Source organism: Bacillus sp. P14.5 (assembly GCF_003316765.1).
In the GTDB taxonomy this organism is placed as follows: Bacteria; Bacillota; Bacilli; order Bacillales; family Bacillaceae_B; genus Rossellomorea.
Window position 1 is genome coordinate 235958 of sequence record NZ_NIJF01000095.1, and the last position, 16936, is coordinate 252893.

The window sequence follows — 16936 nt, forward strand, 5'->3', positions numbered from 1 at the left end:
CAGGGGATGGAAAATCCTGCTTTAATAGAACGTGTTTTAATGAAAGGAGCTTACATCATGTTGGTTTTAATACGGAATGGAGAAGTATATGCTCCAGATTATTTAGGAAAGAAAGATATATTGATTGCTGATGAGAAGATTGGGTTTATTGAAGATTTCATCGATATACCAGAAGGTTTTCTGTCGGGGAAAATAAAAGTTATTGAGGCGGATGGAAAAGTTGTATTTCCCGGCTTCGTCGATTCTCATGTTCATATCCTCGGCGGAGGGGGAGAAGGCGGCTATAAAACCCGCACTCCTGAAATTAAGCTGACTGATGCAACTCTTTCTGGTATTACAACCATGATAGGGGTCATTGGCACTGACGGAATAACCAGAACAATGGCGAGTCTTGTGGCTAAAGCGCGAGGTCTTGATGAAGAAGGGATAACTTGTTTTGTCCAGACAGGATCTTACCAGGTGCCTGTTAGAACTTTAACAGGAAAAATTGAAGATGACATTCTCCTGGTGGATAAAATTATCGGAACTGGTGAAATAGCGATTGCAGATCACCGTTCATCACAGCCGACAGCTGAAGAGTTCGCCAGGATTGCCTCGCAGTCCCGTATAGGCGGTATTCTTTCGGGCAAGTCCGGGGTGGTGAATGTCCACTTGGGAGACAGTCGGGATTGTTTAAAGTTGATTTATGATGTCATTGAAAATACGGACATTCCAATAAAACAGTTTTATCCAACCCATATCAACCGAAACCCTTATTTGTTTGAAGAAGGAATAGAATTTGGGTTAAAAGGAGGATATGTAGATTTTACTACCAGTACCATCCCGCAATTTCTGGAAGACGGCGAAGTGGAGTGTGGAAAAGGCCTGAAGCGTATGCTGGAAGCGGGTGTTCCTGCAGAAAATATCACCTTCACTTCCGATGGGCAGGGGAGCCTTCCCGAGTTCGACCAGGATGGAGAATTCATAGGATTGAAGGTCGCTCATGTTTCAAGTTTGTTCAATGCTGTCCGGAAAGCGGTGCTAGAAGAAGGGGTGCCGCTTGAGACAGCGATAAAAGTCATCACTTCGAATCCTGCAAAGATACTTAAGTTAACTGGAAAGGGTTCTCTTGCAGAAGGAAAAGATGCGGATGTTGTGCTGGTAGATAAAGAGACTTTGACGATCGATACAGTCCTTGCAAGAGGGAAGGTCATGGTTGAAGGTGGAAAGGCGTTAGTGAAGGGGACATTCGAATAGTGTTACTGCGAAAACAACTTGGACTTTATGGAGTCCGAGTTGTTTTTTGTGTGTGCATACTTGATTGCGAAAGTACTTCAGTCAGCGAGGAGATTCTTTGGTGTAACTATACAATTAATTTACTGCTTTGAGTGGGCTGGGGTATGCTGCAGGGATGAGAGAAGATGTACTCAAAGCAGTCTCTTGGGTACACGAAGTCGTGGAGAAGGCGGAGGAGATGTATCCAAAACAGCCTCTTGGGTACATGAACTCGTGGTTAAGGAGGAGAAGATGTATCCAAGCTAGCCTCTTGGGTACACGAAGTCGTGGGGAAGGAAGAGAAGATGTATCCAAAACAGTCTCTTGGGTACACGAAGTCATGGGGGAGGCGGAGAAGATGTATCCGAAACAGCCTCTTGGGTACACGACGTCATCAAGAAGATGCATCTAAAATCACTAAAGACAAGAACTTGGACACCAAGGGTAGGATGTCTTCACCAATTAGTGACTTCCGGATTGCACCCTGGCTGGCAGTGGCGTATATGCAAAAAAATGAATACACTCCAGGTTTGCTTTTTAAAAGAATACCGTTTCTATAAGGAGGAGCCTCTTCATATAAATACAAAGAAAGTTCTAAAGAAGGGGGGCTTCTTGGTGGAAGCAGGACAACCGAATAAAAATCTTTTATCACAGGATGAACAGTATTTATGGCATTCTATGAAGCCGTATGATCCTGAGAGAACCATGGTGATTGTGGAATCGGACGGTTCTTGGGTAACGGATCATAATGGTGAAAAATATCTGGATGGGATGGCTGGATTATGGTGTGTTAATGCGGGTTACGGCCGGGAGGAACTGGCCGATGCCGCTTACCGGCAGTTAAAGCAAATGGCTTACTACCCATTGACTCAAAGTCATCCCCCGGCGGTGCGGTTGGCTGAGAAACTGAATGAGCTGCTTGGAGGAGATTACGTCATCTTTTTCTCTAACAGTGGATCAGAGGCGAACGAAACAGCTTTTAAAATCGCCCGTCAATATTATCAGCAAAAAGGGGAAGGGAACCGTTACAAATTCATTTCACGTTACAGGGGTTACCACGGAAATACAATGGGAACACTCGCAGCAACTGGCCAGGCGCAAAGAAAATACAACTATGAGCCTTTGGCACCGGGGTTTATCCATGTTCAGCCCCCTGATGCTTACCGAGATGAAGCGGCTGCGGATACACCGTCTCAACAGCTTCCGGGAGTGAAAGCTGTGGATAGAGTAATGACCTGGGAATTGAGTGAAACGATTGCAGGGGTAATCATGGAACCGATTATCACCGGAGGCGGTGTGCTGCTTCCTCAAGAAGGTTATATGAAAGCTATAAAAGAAGTCTGTGAAAAGCATGGAGCCCTATTGATCGTTGATGAAGTGATCTGCGGATTTGGCCGGACAGGAAAACCGTTCGGATTTATGAATTATGGAATAAAACCGGATATTGTCACGATGGCCAAGGGCATTACAAGCGGGTATCTGCCGCTGGCGGCTACAGCAGTCAAGCGAGAAATATATGAATCTTTTAAAGGGAATGGGGAGTATGAGTATTTCAGGCATATTAATACATTCGGTGGAAATCCGGCTGCGTGTGCCCTCGCGTTGAAGAATATAGAAATCTTAGAGAAAGAAATGTTGTTTGAACGATCTTCTGAATTGGGTGAAAAAGCAATCAATACATTGAAGAATGAGCTTCATCCTCATAAATATGTGGGTGACGTGCGCGGCAAAGGCTTGTTGATTGGTATTGAATTGGTCGCGGATAAAGAGACTAAAGAACCATTGGAGGCCGAAAAGGTAAATAGTGTAGTAAGTTACTGCAGAGAGAATAAAGTTCTAATAGGTAAAAATGGGGCAACTGTCGCAGGCTACAATAATGTATTGGCGATTTCTCCTCCTCTTAACATTAAAGAGGAAGATTTGGAGTTTCTTTTGAAAAAAGTTTGTGAAGGTATCGATCGTCTTGGTTGAAAGTTGTTTTAGTATATATGCTGATGGAAAAACCCGAAAGACGGCGCATAAAACGGTTGATAAGTTTTGTCGATGAGTGACGGAACTATCTTGGAATTCAATAACTCACGACAAGAAAGTGGCTGGGACAAAACCTTATAAAAAGCTCTTTTCAAAAGAATGTGTCTGAGTATAAAGAAAGGATTTCCGCTCCAGGTGCACGACTCCGCGGGGCGGGCGCTGAGCCTCCTCGGCTTTGCCTGCGGGGTCTCACCTGTCCCGCTAGTCCCGCAGGAGGTCGCACACCTTCCGCTCCAATCCGCCTACGATCAGGAACTGGCGGATAACCTAATCTAAAAAATAACATCTTTAAGGTAAGAGCCTAATAACAAAAATAAACCGCATGAGATCAAGTATATAACCTTGATCACATGCGGTTTTATTTTCGATGATTTCTAATTGCATCAATTAGTTTTCTACTTTTGTCCCAGCCTCTTTTAGTCATTTATCATTGAAATGCTTTAATATTCTTGTTTGGGAGTCTCCATTTGTAGGAATATGATAATACTCTTAGAGAAGTAGTCATAATGAAGAGAGTGTATAATTCCCAAGGTTCAGTTACGAGTTTCAAACCAATGGCTGCACCGCAAAGTACGGCCCATACGGCATAAATTTCTGATTTGAGAACCAGCGGCTTTCTGCCTGCGAGAAGGTCACGGATAATTCCGCCTCCGCTTCCTGTCAGAACTGCAGCCACGATAATCGCGCTGAGCGGGTGATTCATTTCTGATGCGTACAGTGCTCCCTGGATTGCGAAAGCGGATAATCCAATCGCGTCAAAAAAGTTTCCCCAGCGTCTCCAGTGGCGGAGCAGATTGTTCGGGAATAAAAATACGGCGGTAATAGATAGGAGTGCGATTTGAAAAAGGAAGCCCTGCTCCCAAAGAGCGGAAACAGGAACACCTATCAGTAAGTTCCGAATAGCTCCTCCCCCGAATGCAGTAACGATACCTAAAATATATACACCGAGAATATCATATTCTTCTTCCATGGCAATGATTGCTCCGGAAACGGCAAATGCGACTGTGCCGACAATACTTAGAACTTCCCAAGTCATAACTGTTCCTCCTTTGCTGTCGATTCCGGAATTCCTTTAACACATGAACGCAGAGAGCTGACTCGCTTCCGTAAATGCGTTGATCTGTTAAAGAAACTCTGCATGATGATTGACTTCAGTCTTGATTCAAACATATTGATTTTACCACGCAATTTTAGTTTTGCAACCTTTTTTTATCACATATTTAGAAAGGTTAAACATAGTGTTTACAATTTGTTTTTGATATGATGAAAAATAGCAAATCTAATAGGAAAGAAGGATTCTGTTTGGAAGAAAAAATGATCGAAAAAGCGTTATTAGTCGGATGCCAGATTGAAGAAGATGATCAAAGGTTTCAGTACTCTATGGAAGAACTGGAATCGTTGACGGAAACGGCGCAAGCGGTTGTTTCTGCTGCCCTTACTCAAAAGAGGGAGCGTGTCCACCCGAAAACCTACATAGGAAAAGGAAAAGTGGAAGAACTGGTTGCACTGGAAGAACAATTTGAACCAGATCTTATCATATTTAACGATGAATTATCACCGAGCCAGATTCGTAACCTGTCCGAACAGCTTGAAGCAAGGGTCATCGACAGGACGCAGTTGATTCTCGATATTTTTGCCCAGAGAGCCCGTTCTAAAGAAGGTAAGCTGCAGGTTGAATTGGCTCAGCTTCAATACATGCTGCCCCGTTTGGTTGGTAAAGGAACCGCGATGTCGCGTCTTGCAGGCGGAATAGGCACCAGGGGTCCAGGTGAGACCAAGCTTGAGAGTGACCGCCGCCATATCCGCCGCAGAATAGATGATATAAAAAAATCTCTGCAAGTAGTTGTCGACCATCGGGAGCGCTACAGAGAAAGACGGAAAAAGAATAAAACATTCCAGATGGCGCTAATGGGTTACACGAACGCTGGGAAATCTACTCTCTTCAATAGGATATCGATTGCGGAATCCTATGAAGAGAACCAATTGTTTGCAACGCTCGATCCCTTAACGAGAAAGTTGATTCTGCCCAGTGGATACAGCTCGTTGGTTACGGATACGGTAGGGTTCATTCAAGATCTTCCTACAGCGCTTGTTGCTGCTTTTAGGTCCACTTTGGAAGAAGTTAAGGAAGCGGACTTGCTGCTTCATGTCGTCGATAGTTCCAACCCGGATTACAACAATCATGAAAAAACCGTCCAATCCCTTTTAAGGGAATTGGGTATGGATCATATCCCTCAATTAACAATCTACAATAAACGAGATCAGGTGCATCCTGATTTTGTACCGGACAGCAGCGGTGATAAAATCATGATCAGCGCATTAAATGAAGAAGACAGAGCAGCCCTGAAGGATAAAATTGAAGACATCGTCATTGGTCAGATGGAAGCCTATCATGTGCATCTTCCTTCTGATGAAGGGAAACTGCTGTCTCAGTTGAAGAACGAAACAATTATAAGGAAGCTTGAATTCAATGAGGATACCCATGAATACGAAGCGAAGGGGTATTCGTTAACGGATCACCCAGTTACGGGAAGTATCAAGAAATATCAAAAGTCCTAAACCTATTTTGGAAAATAGAGATCAGCACCTCAGAAGGAGAAACAAATGTATCAATATTTAACTTACGGAAAAGAATTACAATCCTTGGCAGAAAAAGCCGAATTGACAATTGGAAATGTTCATCAAAGAATTGACCGCCTTGCTGAAGAAAATCAATTCAGGGTCCTGGCTTCTTTTCAAAAACATCGTGTAAGCGACTCGCATTTCATCCCGACTACGGGTTATGGATATGATGATATTGGAAGAGATACACTTGAGCAAATTTATGCGGATGTGTTTGGCGGGGAAGCGGCATTGGTGAGACCGCAAATCATTTCTGGTACTCATGCCATTTCGATTTCCTTGTTCGGAGTTCTCCGGCCGGGTGATGAGTTGTTATATATAACAGGAAAGCCGTATGATACCTTAGAAGAAATTGTCGGGATTAGAGGCAAGGGCACAGGGTCGTTAAAGGAATTCGGAATCGGATATGACTCTATCCCTCTCAAAGAAGATGGTTCAGTGGATTTTGATTCAGTGTCCAAGGCTATAAAACCTAATACCAAGATGATTGGGATCCAGCGTTCTAAGGGGTATGCCAACCGCCCTTCATTTAACTTAGGGCAAATCAAATCTATGATTGATTTTGTCAAGGAAATCAAGCCGGAGGTTGTGGTGTTCGTCGATAACTGCTATGGCGAATTCGTTGAAGATATCGAGCCCTGCCACGTTGGAGCTGATCTTATAGCGGGATCGCTAATTAAGAATCCTGGCGGAGGCCTCGCGAAAACAGGAGGTTATATCGCAGGGAAGAAAGAACTGGTAGAAGCCTGTTCCTATAGAATGACGTCTCCTGGAATTGGAGCGGAAGCGGGAGCTTCGTTATATTCTTTGCAGGAAATGTATCAGGGTTTCTTTTCCGCCCCTCATGTAGTTGCTCAAGCGTTAAAGGGAGCTGTTTTTACAGCGGCCATCCTTAAGGACCTTGGAATGAATACTGATCCCTATTGGAACGCTGACCGCACCGATTTGATTCAATCTGTGCAATTTGATGACAGGGAGAAGATGGTGGCTTTCTGTCAGGCCATCCAGTTTGCTTCTCCGGTTAATTCACATTTTACGCCGCACCCTGATTATATGCCCGGATATGAAGATGATGTTATTATGGCAGCAGGAACATTCATTCAGGGAGCGAGCATAGAACTTTCTGCCGATGGCCCACTCCGCCCGCCGTATACTGCTTATGTTCAAGGGGGGCTGACATACTCTCACGTAAAGATTGCAATTTTGACGAGTATAAATAAGTTGATAGAAAAAGGTTTAATCACTATAGAAAAAGGATAATTACCTTTTAAAAGGATAGCTTAATTATGAGCTGTCCTTTTTTATTGAAATTACATGTAAGAAAAGCTAACATTCCTTTGACAATTTTCCTTACATAACATATAATGATATCAGGAAAGCAAGAGGGAGGTGAATCGGGATGAGTGGAAGTGAAATTAGAAGAAGCATGCCGCTGTTTCCGATGGGAATTGTGATGCAGCTGACTGATTTGACTGCTCGCCAGGTTCGCTACTATGAAGAGAATGAATTAATTTTCCCTGCAAGAACAGAAGGGAAGCGCAGGCTCTTCTCCTTGAATGATATCGATAAATTGCTTGAAATTAAGGATTTATTGGATCAAGGAATCAACATGGCTGGTATTAAGAAAATTTTTGCTGTGCAGGAAGAACATAAAGAAACAGAAGCCGGCAAGCAGCAAACGGAAAAAGTTAAGCCGGATCTTACCGACAATGAATTGAGAAAATTATTGAGAAATGAACTGCTTCATGCAGGGCGTTTCAATAAATCCTCACTTCGCCAAGGTGATCTATCCCGCTTTTTCCATTAAAAATTGATATTGATATTCTTGAGGAGGAATTAGTAAAGATGGGAAAGTTTACTCGTGAAGACATTTTACAAATGGCTGACAAGGAGAATGTAAAGTTCATTCGTTTACAATTCACCGATATCCTGGGAACAATCAAAAACGTTGAAATCCCGGTGAGCCAATTAGGAAAAGCTCTTGATAACGAAATGATGTTTGATGGTTCTTCTATTGAAGGTTTTGTAAGAATTGAAGAATCAGACATGAAATTATATCCTGACTTTGATACGTGGGTTGTCTTCCCTTGGACTGCTGAAAAAGGTAAAGTGGCACGTCTTATCTGTGACATCTACAATCCGGACGGAACTCCATTTGGAGGAGATCCACGAAGCAACCTGAAAAGAGTTCTTAAAGAGATGGAAGAGCTTGGATTCTCAGACTTCAATCTTGGACCTGAACCGGAATTTTTCCTCTTCAAGCTTGATGTAGAAGGACAGCCGACTTTGGAATTGAATGATAACGGCGGATATTTTGACCTTGCTCCAACAGACCTTGGTGAAAACTGCCGCAGAGATATCGTACTTGAACTGGAAGAAATGGGCTTTGAAATCGAAGCTTCCCACCATGAAGTTGCACCAGGGCAGCACGAAATCGATTTCAAATATGCATCAGCGCTTAAAGCGTGTGATGATATCCAGACGTTCAAGCTTGTTGTAAAAACTATTGCGCGTAAGCACGGTCTTCACGCAACATTCATGCCAAAGCCGCTGTTTGGTGTAAACGGTTCTGGTATGCACTGTAATATGTCTCTATTCAAAGAAGGCAAAAACTCGTTCTTTGATGAAAGCGGAGAACTTCAATTAAGTGAAACTGCACGCCAATTCCTTGCTGGAACAATCAAGCATGCGACTGGTTTTACAGCGATCACAAACCCGACAGTCAACTCTTACAAACGTCTGGTTCCTGGTTACGAAGCTCCTTGCTACGTGGCATGGTCTGCTCAAAACCGCAGTCCGTTAATCCGTATTCCTGCTTCACGCGGTATGAGTACTCGTGTAGAAGTAAGAAGTGTGGACCCGGCAGCTAACCCTTACCTTGCAATGTCTGTATTGCTTGCAGCAGGTTTAGATGGGATCAAGAACGAAATGAAGGCTCCAAAACCAGTTGACCGCAATATCTATGTTATGAATAAAGAAGAGCGCGAAGAAGCAGGAATAGAAGATCTTCCAGCAAACCTTTCCAATGCTCTTGATGCTTTGAAGAAAGATGAGGTTATGGTGAAAGCTCTAGGCGACCATATCGTTGAACACTTCATTGAAGCAAAAGAAATCGAATGGGATATGTTCCGTACTCAAGTTCATCCTTGGGAGCGCGAGCAGTACCTGCAGATGTATTGATTAAAATAGTTCTACCCCTGACGCATATTGCGTCAGGGGTTTTTAAATTGTCGTTGAAAACTCCTGGCTATGCCGGAGGTTCCAGAGAGTTTAACGTGAAGTAAAGATGAAACCTCCCTTAATATCAGGATAAAGTTGGGTTCCGGACGACTTCATTCTTAGAATGGTTTGCTCTGTGAAGGACCAGAACAATCCTTCATTGAGTCACAGGTTATTGTTGAAATAAGCGGAAAGTTTCCGGTTATGCTGTGAAATAGATTTCGATTTGGGTTATATAAGCGGAGTTTTTCCGCTTAAGTAAAGAAAAAGCAGATAATTTTGTATCAACTAAGCAAATCAGGGGAATTATTCCGCTTAAATTTACTTTTTTTAGAGAAATCACCTGAATAAGCGGAATTTCTCCACTTATTTCTAAACAATTTTTACAACTAACTAAATTTTAAAGACCATTTTATAATTCAGAATAATCGGAAGGTATAAAGAAAATCTTTATGACTAGTGAAAGAATTTGGTGCTGAAGAGAGGAACAGTCAGTTTTTTTTAGGTCGAGGATTCAAAGAGAGGCTTTAGCCGCAGAGCAAACCACCGGTTCATACTGGTGGTTTTGTCTTTGTGCAGTAGGTTTCTACAGGTATAGGCCATAAGAGATGAAAATGAGGGGTTATGATTACTATGGTGGAACTGAGCAGCTCATACCAAGCAAGCTATACCTTCTCAAGAGCTTTGCGGAAGACTTCATGGAAGCTCCCGGGATACTATTACAGCTGGATTTTTTTGTGGAGGAGGTCTTTAAAAGTTGATTAAGCGGAACTTGATCCCTGCAGCTGCCTGACAAAGCATTAATTAATGCATTTTACTTAAAGCGATTTTAAAAAAACTGTCATCTTAAAATACCTAAGCCTTAGAAATTCAGTTAAAAAAGAAAAGAAAGGGAGGGAAATTTACACGGGAGGTTGAGAAAATGAAGGTCTTTTTGGCTACATCGAATGATGGATTTTGTGATTCACTATGGAAATATTTCATGATTAGACAACCTTTTTATGAAATTTATGCTTCTGGGCTCCTAATATTAACCATTTTCAGAATTTCTTATATATTCAGTTAACGAGAGAAATCTGCTAGAATCCTATTATCAAGAGTCATTACATACTGTCAGCGCAGATATTCTATGACTCTTGGCATCTATAAGAAAGGAGGGAAACTGTCGAAAGCTTGCACTAAGAATGAAGTGTAAAGATTTTCTCGAAAAAAAACAAAACGGAGGAATGTTTATGAAAATCAAAAAAATTGCCGCCTTATCCCTTGCTGCATCACTTGCCATATTTCCAAGCTTCGGAGGAAGTGCATTTGCAAAGGATTCAAACCCTCTAGAGAATGCTCCCAAAAATTCAGCAGTTAAAGTCAATCTTGAAAAAGGCAGTTATGCCAAAGGCGAAGTAATCGTCAAATTTAAAGACAGCGTCAGTAAATCCAAGGAAGGAAGCGAATTGAAAAAACTGGGAGCTTCAGAAGTAACTGATTCTGATGCTGTTAAATCGGATTATAAGGTTTTGAAGGTTGGAAATGTTGAAGCGGTTGTAAAAGCACTGAGCAAAAATCCTAACGTTGAATACGCGGAGCCAAACTATAACTTTGCCTCGACTTGGACTCCTAATGATACTTACTATCAAGGCTATCAATATGGTCCGCAAAACACTTATACGAATTTAGCGTGGGATGTAACTAGAGGAAGCAGCTCTCAGGAAATCGCAATCCTCGATTCAGGGGTTGACTACAACCATCCCGATCTGGCCAGCAAAACAATCCGTGGATACGATTTCGTTGACAATGACTATTACCCTATGGATTTAAATGGCCATGGAACTCACGTTGCTGGTACTGCGGCAGCCATAACTAATAACTCCAGAGGGGTAGCAGGGATGGCACCGAACACTAAAATTCTTGCTGTTCGTGTCCTTGATGCAAATGGAAGCGGATCTCTGAATGATATTGCCGATGGTATCCGGTATGCTGCCGATCAAGGAGCGGAAGTCATCAACCTGTCACTAGGCTGCGACTGTAATACAACGACTCTAGAAAATGCTGTAAATTATGCTTGGAATAAGGGATCTGTTGTTATCGCTGCAGCGGGTAATGATGGAGTTTCCACGACATTCGAACCTGCTTCATATTCAAACGTCATTGCTGTAGGTGCTGTTGATTCGCGTGACCGCAGGGCTTCATTCTCTAACTATGGCTCTTGGGTAGATGTTACGGCACCTGGTGTGGATATCGCTTCAACTGTCCCTAACAATGGATACTCTTATATGTCTGGAACTTCCATGGCATCCCCTCACGTTGCGGGGCTTGCAGGATTACTGGCCGGACAGGGACGCAGCAACTCGCAAATCCGTGCTGCCATAGAACAAACGGCAGATCCAATCAGTGGAACAGGAACTTACTTTGAGCACGGCAGAATCAACTCTAACGATGCAGTAAGATACTAAAATTCGAAAAAGGCAGTCCTAAACACTATGTTTAGGGCTGTTTTTTATTGATGAGATTTAAAAAATATTGAAAGAAAGATGATAGAAGTTTAGAGTATAGAAGTTCCAAAACGGTGGGGTTTTTAGGATATTCCTGGGATGGGAAGAAAAAAATTTAATTCTGAAAAATCGCTTGAAAAATTAATACAATAAAGATTACATACATGTTAAAATTAGGAAACTTACTCTGCCAGATTTAGCTGATAATTTAAAATTTAGGTTTAAGAAGAAGGTATGCGGGATGAAAAAATTGTTATGGATTGTATTACTTTCTTTTCCATTAATACTGGCCGCTTGTTCTCAAAGCAAAGAAGACAATGATGAATACCTAGGGGTGATTGGTGGAGGAGAAGCTTTTGATTATAGCTATCTTACCTTGAAAGAGAAAGAAGGATTCACATGGGAAATCGGTTATAAAGGGGAAACATCGTTTTTTAAAGAGACAGCTGTAAATGAAGATGATTTATTAAGCTTCATGGATGCGGTGAATTCTGCAAAAGCTCAGTTTTGGGAGCTCCTTGTTTCATTGATCTACTTGGCAATCGTCGCTTTTTTAACTCTCTTTCTTTACCTGAAGAACAAAAACCTGCTGAGAGAGAGCGTTATCGTCATGGCTGTTTTTACAGGATTCGGTATATGGAATGCGGTTGATGTTTCCTTTGATTTAAATCTTTCTTTGGTTGCTCTTGAGACCAGCTTCAGAGTTCTGACAATCTAAGAAAACAACGGGCAGCTTTGTTAGGGAAAGGGTACCAATTCGTTTTCGAAGTCTCTATAAAGGCTTTTAACTGAAGTAGTACGCTTCAGTCCGGTTACCTTTATCGGGGCAGCTTGATTTGGTACTCGCCTAATCCACATGGTTAAAGAAGAATAGCCGTAGCTTCTGTTTAATCAGAATTAAGAAATGAATTTGGAAAAGAGATATTTAACACATAGTAAAGGCGGAGAGGGTATGTTTAATGCAGTAACAAATTCGGTTGAAGGATATAAAGGGATGGAGGTCCCTTATTCCATTGTAAGCAAAAGTGAAGAGTGTAACAATATCGCCATCATTTTACCGGGGGCCGGCTATACTGTTCAATCACCTCTTCTGCATTTTTCAACAAGTGTATTTCTTAATAAGTCATTCGATGTTTTACAGATTAATTACCGGTATAATGACAAGGCTTATGACGATTTCTCCATGCATGAAATATGTGAGGCCATCTCTTTTGATGTGAATTTAATTATCGATCATGTTTTTAGGGAAAACAGCTATGAAAATATTTATATTGCGGGGAAGTCATTAGGGACCATCCCGATGGGCGGAGTTTTAAAAAGAGATGAATTCACCAACGCCAAGGCAATTTGGTTGACGCCTTTAATTCATAGAGAAGATGTTCTTAAATCCTTGATGGAAAGCAAAAATAAAGGCTTGCTATTCATCGGTGATAACGATCCTTACTATACTTCCGAGAGATTTGAAAAAGCAAAACAGAACCCTAATGTCACAGCAAAGTTAATACCTGAGTCTAATCATATCCTGGAATACAATGAGAAAACATTAGAGTCCATCGATGTTTTAAAAAGAATCATAACCGAGATTGATCGGTTTTAATAAAGTACTGCCAAGGGGGCTGACTACATAAAAAGTTGAGGAGGTGAAGGAAACATGCTTGGACTTCCAAGAGGCGAAGTATTTTTAGTGCCATGGAGTGAGAAGTGGGTGAGCGAATTTGAACGGGAAAGGAGACGAATACAGGGTGTGCTGGGTAGCGGCCTGAAAGTCCACCATATTGGAAGCACTTCTGTTAAAGGCTTGAAAGCAAAACCGGTCATTGATATTGCTGTTGAAATAGAAAATTTTAGTGATGGAGAGAAGTTTGCTCAGCTTATTGAGGTGCTTGGCTATTCTTATAAAGGTACAAATATTCTGCCTGGCAGGCACTATTTTAACAAGGGCGAACCCAGAACCCATCAAATACATATGTATCAGAAGGGTAGTCAATACCTGATCGAGCAGCTCAAATTCTGTGATCACCTGAGAAGCAATGAACAGGACAGGAAAAACTATGAGAGGCTGAAAATACAATTAACACAACAAAACAACCAGGATAAGCATCAATATGCTGAAGATAAAACAGAATTTGTGATGGAAGTTTTGAGGAAAATCTTATAGCTAGGCTTGAGCTTAACTTCCTGAGAAATCTGCTGGCAGAAGCGTACAATCATCCTCTCACCTATAGGAATGAACATTTCTATTATATGCAGTCAATTGAGGTGTAAAAGTGCAAAATAAATTCATCAGGGGGACATTCTTTTTAACAGCGGCGACCCTGATATCCAAAGTTCTGGGTTTTATATATATCATTCCATTTACTGCTCTTGTTGGAACACAGGGCTTTGCTCTCTACGGTTATGCTTACGGTCCATACACCATACTTTTAAGTATTTCCACGATTGGCCTTCCTTTGGCTGTTTCTAAGTTTGTGTCTAAATACAATGAATTAGGCAACTACAGAGCGGGATTAACATTATTAAAATATGGTATGTATTTAATGATTTTGAGTGGAGGCCTATCTTTTGTTATATTGTATGCCCTCGCACCTTTCTTAGCTGAAGTGGTTATCGCTTCGAATGATACAGCGGGAAATACTGCAGAGGATGTTCAGTCTGTGATACGGCTGGTCAGCTTTGCTTTGTTGATTATTCCGGCTATGAGTATTTTCAGAGGATATTTTCAGGGAAGCCAGTCAATGGGACCATCCGCAATAAGTACAGTGATTGAGCAGGTAGTCAGGATCGCCTTTATCATCGTTGGATCATACACGATTATCCGCATTTTGAATGGTACAGTAACTCATGCTGTGGGTGCAGCTGTTTTTGCAGCATTTGCAGGAGGCATAGCTGCATTTTGCGTCTTGCTCTTCAGTTTCATTAAAAGAAGAAGAATCATCAAGAGGCAGCGGGATGAGAGTCCAAATAACGAAGACTTGCACTTTGTGCCGATCTTCAAAGAATTGGCAGGTTACGCTATTCCGTTTGTGATAACCGGTCTGGCCATACCAATCTATCAGAATATCGATACCTTTACCATAAACGAACTATTTGTGTCAGCAGGTTACACGCTGGAAGAGGCAGAAACGGTCAATTCAGTGATAAGAATGGCGTTAATTCTTGTAATGGTTCCTTTATCATTAGCAACCGCGTTTGGAATGTCTCTTATTCCAGAGATTACTTCAGCTTATACCAGGGGGGAAATCAAAGAAGTTAACGCTCAAATTTCTCAATCCATTCAGGTCATGCTGTTTTTTACTCTGCCCGCAGGTATAGGCTTAAGTATACTTGGCAAGCCGGTTTATACGATGATTTTTGGAACTGGAAACAGCCCGGAGCTCGGCGGGTATGTCCTGCAGTGGTACGCACCGGCAGCAGTCGTACTGGCTCTGTTTACCCTGACAGCTGCTATCATGCAAGGGTTAAACCAACAAAAGAAATTGATTACTGGGATCATTCTGGGTGTGATGGTAAAGATTTTTTTGAACTTAACGTTAGTAAATTATTTGGACGTAGCTGGTCCAATTATAGCAACTTACCTGGGGTTTACGGCATCTACCCTGCTTAATCTTTATATGATTAAGAGAAGTATCGGCTTTAAAATTGCTCCCTTGGTAAACTCATTAAAGGGTGTGGCTTTATTAGTTGTAGGTATGGGTTTGGCTGTTTGGGGAGTGAATACTTTGATTGAATTATGGATTCCGAGCTCATACAGTCTCTTTTATGAGTCTGTTATCATTTCAATTATATCCATCCTAGTCGGGGTACTGGTTTACTTAGGTGGGGGAATCAGAATGCCTTCGGTAATAAAGCTATTTAATAGTATAAAGAATAATAGCTTTTCTGCATAAGTTTTGTTTGAGGATAAGGAGGAACAATTTTGACCACTTTAGAAAAGGAATATCTGAATATAGTAAAGCTGCAATTTCAACAAATGAAGAACCGGGCTGAAAAGGCAATTGAACAATTGTCAGATGCTGAATTGCATAAAAAACACAGCACTAAATCGAATGATATAGCAATCATTATGCGGCATATAAGTGGGAATATGAGTTCAAGATGGGTGGATTTTTTAGAGAGAAATGGGGGAAAATCCGGTTTTGGGATTTTTCCGAAAGCAACAATGTATGCGAAAATAGCCTTTTAATACTATTGAAAACCTGCAGCCAGAAGATTTGCTGCGAACCGTTTTATTGAGAAACAAACCATTAAGTGTATTATGTGCTGTTCATATAGAAGCACCCCATATTAGTTATCATGTCGGCCAAATACTCTATGTTGGTAAAATGATCATAGGCGAAGATTGGGAAATCCTAAGTATACCTAAACAATAAAACTAAATTGGCCACTAGGACCATTATTCTTTTAAAGGAATAGAAGGCCAAATTGTCGAATCTATACTCTTAAAACTATTCTGAGGAGTGTTATGCATGTGTGGGATTTGTAAGTAAACACGAACAGAGAGACCAGGATTTACCGAAAAAACGAGAAGAGCTTCTTCAAACTGTCCTGAAGGATTTATCCAATGATCCTGAGGTTAAAGGAATTTATTTAGGAGGTTCGCTGGCTAAGGGAAATAACGACCGGTATTCGGATATAGATTTACATATCATAGTTTCACCAGATTCAAAAAGCGATTTTATTCGGGATAAATACGAACGTCCGAGAAAGTGGGGTAATGTTTTATTTTTTGAAGGACACCCGGATAATCCTGTAATCGTTACTCATTTTGATTGTTTCGTGAAAGTGGATACCTTTTATAAAGAGCCGGGTGAATTGATCCCATCACTTTGGCTGGCAGGTTTGAAAGCACTTTATGACCCTGAAGGGATTGTGGAAAAGGTTTTGCGGGATTCGTCTCAATTAGAGTACTCCCCTTCTGCGGAAGAAGTCGAAGCCTGGAGAGGGAAGATCTTTGCCTTTATCCATGAAACGTACCGGGCATCCATGAGAAAAGAAAGGTATTATGCATCAGCCAATCTAGATAGATTAAGATGGCTTATAGCCCAAGGCTGGTATATGGAAAGTGGGCAAAGAATTGATAGTTCTTATGGTATCTGGTCTAAGCTGGAAGGTGAAAGGAGCCTGTTGAAGGATTGGCAGCTGGCATTATTGGAGAGCTGGGAATCCACTCGGAATCCAGCGGACATCATGAAAACCGTCAGCAGTATTTTACCTGAATTCTTCAGATTGAACAAACAGCTTTGCGGTCAAACAGGAATACAAGAAAACGAGGCTTGGTGCAGGGAAGTCATAAGTAAAGTGATATAGCATTGGAAAGAGGCGGC

17 protein-coding genes are annotated in these 16936 nt (G+C 41.6%); 16 read left to right on the plus strand and 1 reads right to left on the minus strand.

All coding sequences use genetic code 11. The annotated features are described in order from the left end of the window. Positions 1–57: 57 nt before the first annotated feature. From iadA to B9Z54_RS19195, 3 genes are all read left to right on the plus strand, one after another. On the plus strand, positions 58–1236 hold the full coding sequence (iadA, locus tag B9Z54_RS19185; RefSeq protein ID WP_113930133.1) for a beta-aspartyl-peptidase: 1179 nt from the start codon (positions 58–60) through the stop codon (positions 1234–1236). A gap of 289 nt (positions 1237–1525) precedes the next feature. Further along, entirely contained in the window at positions 1526–1666 is a 141-nt protein-coding gene (locus B9Z54_RS25000) for a hypothetical protein (RefSeq protein ID WP_162785285.1), read from the plus strand. Positions 1667–1866: 200 nt separating this feature from the next. Continuing rightward, entirely contained in the window at positions 1867–3225 is a 1359-nt protein-coding gene (locus B9Z54_RS19195) for an aspartate aminotransferase family protein (RefSeq protein ID WP_113930134.1), read from the plus strand. Positions 3226–3712: 487 nt separating this feature from the next. Here B9Z54_RS19195 and B9Z54_RS19200 read toward each other — a convergent pair whose 3' ends face one another. After that, a complete protein-coding gene (locus B9Z54_RS19200) occupies positions 3713–4321 on the minus strand; it encodes a trimeric intracellular cation channel family protein (RefSeq protein ID WP_113929987.1) in 609 nt (202 codons plus the stop codon). A gap of 278 nt (positions 4322–4599) precedes the next feature. Here B9Z54_RS19200 and hflX point away from each other — a divergent pair, with 278 nt between their 5' ends. The 13 genes from hflX to B9Z54_RS19260 all read left to right on the plus strand — a co-directional run bounded on the left by hflX (position 4600) and on the right by B9Z54_RS19260 (position 16919). Beyond that, entirely contained in the window at positions 4600–5844 is a 1245-nt protein-coding gene (gene hflX, locus B9Z54_RS19205) for a GTPase HflX (protein WP_113930135.1), read from the plus strand. Between the two features lie 45 nt (positions 5845–5889). Further along, entirely contained in the window at positions 5890–7167 is a 1278-nt protein-coding gene (locus B9Z54_RS19210; protein ID WP_113929988.1) for a methionine gamma-lyase family protein, read from the plus strand. 139 nt (positions 7168–7306) lie between these two features. Continuing rightward, positions 7307–7714 (plus strand): MerR family transcriptional regulator, encoded by a 408-nt coding sequence (locus B9Z54_RS19215; RefSeq protein WP_113929989.1) that lies wholly within the window; start codon positions 7307–7309, stop codon positions 7712–7714. Between the two features lie 38 nt (positions 7715–7752). Further along, positions 7753–9087 carry a type I glutamate--ammonia ligase gene (glnA, locus tag B9Z54_RS19220; RefSeq protein ID WP_113929990.1) on the plus strand — a complete coding sequence of 445 codons (1335 nt, stop codon included), beginning with the start codon at positions 7753–7755 and terminating at the stop codon, positions 9085–9087. A 653-nt stretch (positions 9088–9740) separates the two neighbouring features. Then, a complete protein-coding gene (locus B9Z54_RS25005; protein WP_162785292.1) occupies positions 9741–9887 on the plus strand; it encodes a hypothetical protein in 147 nt (48 codons plus the stop codon). Between the two features lie 471 nt (positions 9888–10358). Beyond that, the gene (locus B9Z54_RS19225; protein WP_113930136.1) at positions 10359–11573 is read left to right on the plus strand and encodes a S8 family peptidase; all 1215 of its coding nucleotides are present in this window, start codon (positions 10359–10361) and stop codon (positions 11571–11573) included. Between the two features lie 280 nt (positions 11574–11853). Next, a complete protein-coding gene (locus B9Z54_RS19230; RefSeq protein WP_113929991.1) occupies positions 11854–12330 on the plus strand; it encodes a hypothetical protein in 477 nt (158 codons plus the stop codon). A gap of 186 nt (positions 12331–12516) precedes the next feature. Then, positions 12517–13209: an alpha/beta family hydrolase gene (locus tag B9Z54_RS19235; protein ID WP_240190009.1), complete on the plus strand. Its 693-nt coding sequence runs from the start codon at positions 12517–12519 to the stop codon at positions 13207–13209. 54 nt (positions 13210–13263) lie between these two features. Beyond that, positions 13264–13770 (plus strand): GrpB family protein, encoded by a 507-nt coding sequence (locus tag B9Z54_RS19240; protein ID WP_113929993.1) that lies wholly within the window; start codon positions 13264–13266, stop codon positions 13768–13770. 109 nt (positions 13771–13879) lie between these two features. Then, positions 13880–15499, plus strand: a complete 1620-nt coding sequence (locus tag B9Z54_RS19245) for a putative polysaccharide biosynthesis protein (RefSeq protein ID WP_113929994.1) — start codon at positions 13880–13882, stop codon at positions 15497–15499. A gap of 29 nt (positions 15500–15528) precedes the next feature. Beyond that, a complete protein-coding gene (locus B9Z54_RS19250; protein ID WP_113929995.1) occupies positions 15529–15795 on the plus strand; it encodes a DUF1572 family protein in 267 nt (88 codons plus the stop codon). A gap of 46 nt (positions 15796–15841) precedes the next feature. After that, entirely contained in the window at positions 15842–15982 is a 141-nt protein-coding gene (locus B9Z54_RS26735) for a DUF1572 family protein (protein ID WP_481747806.1), read from the plus strand. Between the two features lie 100 nt (positions 15983–16082). After that, positions 16083–16919, plus strand: coding sequence for a nucleotidyltransferase domain-containing protein (locus B9Z54_RS19260; protein WP_113929997.1), 837 nt, complete (start codon positions 16083–16085; stop codon positions 16917–16919). Positions 16920–16936 lie beyond the last annotated feature (17 nt).

What these genes read in the sequence shown, in the direction of transcription:
- iadA (WP_113930133.1), top strand. Translation starts at nt 58, where the DNA reads ATGTTGGTTTTAATACGGAATGGAGAAGTATATGCTCCAGATTATTTA.
- B9Z54_RS19200 (WP_113929987.1), bottom strand. Translation starts at nt 4,321, where the DNA reads ATGACTTGGGAAGTTCTAAGTATTGTCGGCACAGTCGCATTTGCCGTT.
- hflX (WP_113930135.1), top strand. Translation starts at nt 4,600, where the DNA reads ATGATCGAAAAAGCGTTATTAGTCGGATGCCAGATTGAAGAAGATGAT.
- B9Z54_RS19210 (WP_113929988.1), top strand. Translation starts at nt 5,890, where the DNA reads ATGTATCAATATTTAACTTACGGAAAAGAATTACAATCCTTGGCAGAA.
- B9Z54_RS19215 (WP_113929989.1), top strand. Translation starts at nt 7,307, where the DNA reads ATGAGTGGAAGTGAAATTAGAAGAAGCATGCCGCTGTTTCCGATGGGA.
- glnA (WP_113929990.1), top strand. Translation starts at nt 7,753, where the DNA reads ATGGGAAAGTTTACTCGTGAAGACATTTTACAAATGGCTGACAAGGAG.
- B9Z54_RS25005 (WP_162785292.1), top strand. Translation starts at nt 9,741, where the DNA reads ATGAGGGGTTATGATTACTATGGTGGAACTGAGCAGCTCATACCAAGC.
- B9Z54_RS19225 (WP_113930136.1), top strand. Translation starts at nt 10,359, where the DNA reads ATGAAAATCAAAAAAATTGCCGCCTTATCCCTTGCTGCATCACTTGCC.
- B9Z54_RS19230 (WP_113929991.1), top strand. Translation starts at nt 11,854, where the DNA reads ATGAAAAAATTGTTATGGATTGTATTACTTTCTTTTCCATTAATACTG.
- B9Z54_RS19235 (WP_240190009.1), top strand. Translation starts at nt 12,517, where the DNA reads ATGAATTTGGAAAAGAGATATTTAACACATAGTAAAGGCGGAGAGGGT.
- B9Z54_RS19240 (WP_113929993.1), top strand. Translation starts at nt 13,264, where the DNA reads ATGCTTGGACTTCCAAGAGGCGAAGTATTTTTAGTGCCATGGAGTGAG.